Source organism: Sulfitobacter sp. (genome assembly GCF_041552635.1).
Taxonomy (GTDB): Bacteria; Pseudomonadota; Alphaproteobacteria; order Rhodobacterales; family Rhodobacteraceae; genus Sulfitobacter.
The window spans coordinates 1-2995 of the sequence record NZ_JBFEKM010000289.1 but is presented as its reverse complement, the minus strand read 5'-3'; the positions used below and the strand labels follow the sequence as shown (position 1 = coordinate 2995).

The following is a 2995-nucleotide window of genomic DNA, read 5'->3' as shown; positions in this document are numbered from 1 at the left end:
GCAATCACTGGCGCAAGACCTGCAAAGCAATGAAGGAATAATGACTATGAACGACATGAGCACAGAGCCTGAGCAGATGAACATCGCAACCCTTGTCGGTGACCTTGGCCAGCGCGCCAAAGCGGCAGCGCGTGACCTTGCAATGGCAACGGCAGACCAGCGCAATCTGGCGCTGAAGGAAGCCGCAGCCGCGCTTCGGGCACGCACCTCCGAGATTTTGGCTGCGAATGCGAAAGACCTCGACAGTATCAAGGACAGCGGCAAGGACGCCGCCTTTGTTGACCGGCTTGCCCTTAGCGAAGACCGCGTTGCGGCGATGGCCGATGCCGTGGATGCGATTGCGGGGCAAGACGATCCGCTGGGGCGCAGCCTTGCGACTTTCAACCGGCCCAACGGCCTAAAGATTGACCGCATCAGTGTGCCGATTGGTGTGATCGCCATGATCTATGAATCGCGCCCCAATGTCGGATCGGACGCCGGTGCCTTGTGCATCAAGTCCGGCAATGCCGTCATATTGCGCGGCGGGTCCGAGAGCCTGCATTCGTCGCGGGTCATTGTGGCCTGTCTTGCGCAGGGGCTGCGGGCTGCGGGGCTGCCGGAAGATGCGGTTCAGCTGGTGGATACGCGGGACCGCGAGGCCGTGAAGCTGTTGCTGCACAGCATTGATGCCGTTGATCTGGTTATTCCGCGCGGTGGGCGCGGGCTGGTGTCATTGGTTCAAAAAGAAGCCCGCGTGCCAACATTGCTGCATCTGGATGGCAATAACCACACTTATATTCATGAAAGAGCCGACATCGAAAAGGCTGTCGGCCTTGTGCAGAATGCCAAGATGCGCCGGACGGGCATTTGCGGGGCCACTGAATGTGTGGTGATCGATCGCAAGATCGCCGGGCAGGTGTTGCCAGTATTGGCTGCAGCGCTTGAGGATTGCGAATTGCGCGGCGATGCCGAAGCACGGAAAATCCTGCCCGACATGATTGCCGCGACCGACGCGGATTGGGACACGGAATACCTGAGCAACATCATGTCGGTGAAGATCGTCGCAGACCTGAAAGAGGCGATCTCCTTTGTGCAGGCGCATTCCTCGGGACACACTGACGCCATCGTGTCAGAGGATCATGAGGCCGCAAAACGCTTTATGGTTGCGATTGATTCAGCGGTCGTGATGCACAACGCGTCGACGCAGTTTTCAGATGGCGGGGAATTCGGCATGGGTGCCGAGATCGGGATTGCGACGGGTAAGATGCACGCGCGTGGCCCGGTCGGAGCAGAGCAACTGACTAGCTTCAAATATTTCGTCTTTGGTGACGGTCAGAAACGTCCCTAAGAGGCGCTGCGCTAGGCGTGGAGGATACGGGAGTGTCGCGCGGGAATGTTGGTCTTGTTGATATGAGACTTCAGGTCGCCCGACCTCAAACTCTAGTCGATGAATTCGACGGGCTTTTCCCATTGGATCAACACGGTGCATCCGTCCTCTGACCAGACGGAGTGCACTGTGCCTGTGGGGTTGAACAGGACAGACCCGGTCGGATATCGACCATTGTCGTCGCTTTGGCTGCCTGACAGTACCACGATCATTTCCAAGCCAGCATGGCGATGGCGCGGCACGGATGCACCGGCGGCGTAGCGCAGCAGGGCCACGTCCGGCCCGCCTTGCCACAGGTGGCAAATTTCGACGCCTTCGCGAAAAGGTTCGAATGGCATGGTCTGCCAATTATCAGGCAACAGGGCGATAAAGGATTTCGGATCAGCCATCTAGCGCCTCCAGAATTGCGTCTGTTGGGGCCGCCCAACCGACGATGCCGCCTTGGGCTGTGATCATGTCGATGGTGGCCGCCTTGAAGGATGGAAAATAGCTTTCTGTGGCGTCGGTCGCCAAGATGCAGTCATAGCCGCGATCATTGGCTTCGCGCATGGTGGTTTGAACGCAAACTTCGGTTGTGACGCCAGCGACCACCAATTGGGTAATACCGCGTGCCGCCAGTGCCTCGCCAAATCCGGTGGCATAGAACGCGCCCTTGCCGGGTTTGTCGATCACCACTTCGTCGGGCAGGGGGGCCAGTTCGGGGATGATGTCCGCGCCCGGGGCCCCTGCGATCAGGACGCGCCCCATCGGGCCTTCATCGCCGATGCGCAGCGCCGGTGCCCCGCGCAACCGCTTGGCGGGCGGGCAGTCTGAAAGGTCGGGCAGGTGGCATTCGCGTGTGTGAAACACAGGCAGACCAGCGGCGCGAAATCCATCCATCAGACGGCGCACGGTGGGCACGATGGACCCCAACAGGCTGACATCATTGCCAAGGCTCGCGCCAAATCCGCCCGGCTCGACAAAGTCGCGCTGCATGTCGATGACCACAAGGGCGATTTGGCCCCGCTGCACCGGAAAGGCGAAAGGTTTCGCGTTGATATCAGCCATCAGCCGTGTCCTGCCATATGTTGTCCGATCTGCGCCACGTCGGCGGTCGCAATCGGGGTTTCAAACGCAATGCGCCCTTCGGACATCACCAGAATGCGATCCGATAGCTCCATGATCTCGTCCAGATCCTCGCTGATCAGCAGGATGGCGGTGCCTTGATTGCGGGCCTCGATCAGTCGGTCGCGGATGGCGGAGACGGCTGCGAAATCAAGGCCAAAGCAGGGGTTCGACACGATCAGCGCCTTGACGTCGCCGGTCAGTTCCCGACCCAGAACCGCACGCTGGACGTTGCCGCCCGACAGCGATGCAATGGGTGCGTTGGCCGAACTGGTCTTGACCTGAAACCCGTCGATCAGCGCTGTGGCATTGTCGGCGATGGCGCGGCTGTCCTTCCAAAACACCGGTCTGCCGTTCTGGTCGATGTCAAACATCCGGAACGCAAGGTTTTCGGCCACGCTCATCCGCGGCGCACAGGCGTTGCGCAACGGTTCTTCGGGAAGATAGCGGATTGCGTGGGCGCGCGCTTCGGCGCGGGTCGCGGTGTAGGGGCTGCCGTTGACTGTGATCGTGCCATCTCTGATC

At 60.2% G+C, this 2995-nt stretch carries 4 protein-coding genes; 1 reads left to right on the top strand and 3 read right to left on the bottom strand.

Annotation, left to right across the window (positions count from 1 at the left end; all coding sequences use genetic code 11):
- Positions 1–46: 46 nt before the first annotated feature.
- Positions 47–1327 (top strand): glutamate-5-semialdehyde dehydrogenase, encoded by a 1281-nt coding sequence (locus ABYT07_RS20145; RefSeq protein WP_372993792.1) that lies wholly within the window; start codon positions 47–49, stop codon positions 1325–1327.
- 92 nt (positions 1328–1419) lie between these two features.
- On the opposite strand, the gene ABYT07_RS20140 is transcribed toward ABYT07_RS20145, so the two are convergent.
- The 3 genes from ABYT07_RS20140 to ABYT07_RS20130 form a co-directional block, all read right to left on the bottom strand.
- Positions 1420–1755, bottom strand: a complete 336-nt coding sequence (locus ABYT07_RS20140) for a cupin domain-containing protein (RefSeq protein WP_372993791.1) — start codon at positions 1753–1755, stop codon at positions 1420–1422.
- Positions 1748–2413, bottom strand: coding sequence for a cysteine hydrolase family protein (locus ABYT07_RS20135; protein ID WP_372993790.1), 666 nt, complete (start codon positions 2411–2413; stop codon positions 1748–1750). The genes ABYT07_RS20140 and ABYT07_RS20135 overlap by 8 nt, the downstream gene beginning before the upstream one ends.
- Positions 2413–2995 (bottom strand): ATP-binding cassette domain-containing protein (locus ABYT07_RS20130; protein WP_372993789.1); only part of this gene is annotated, 583 nt, incomplete at its 5' end. The genes ABYT07_RS20135 and ABYT07_RS20130, both read right to left, overlap by 1 nt.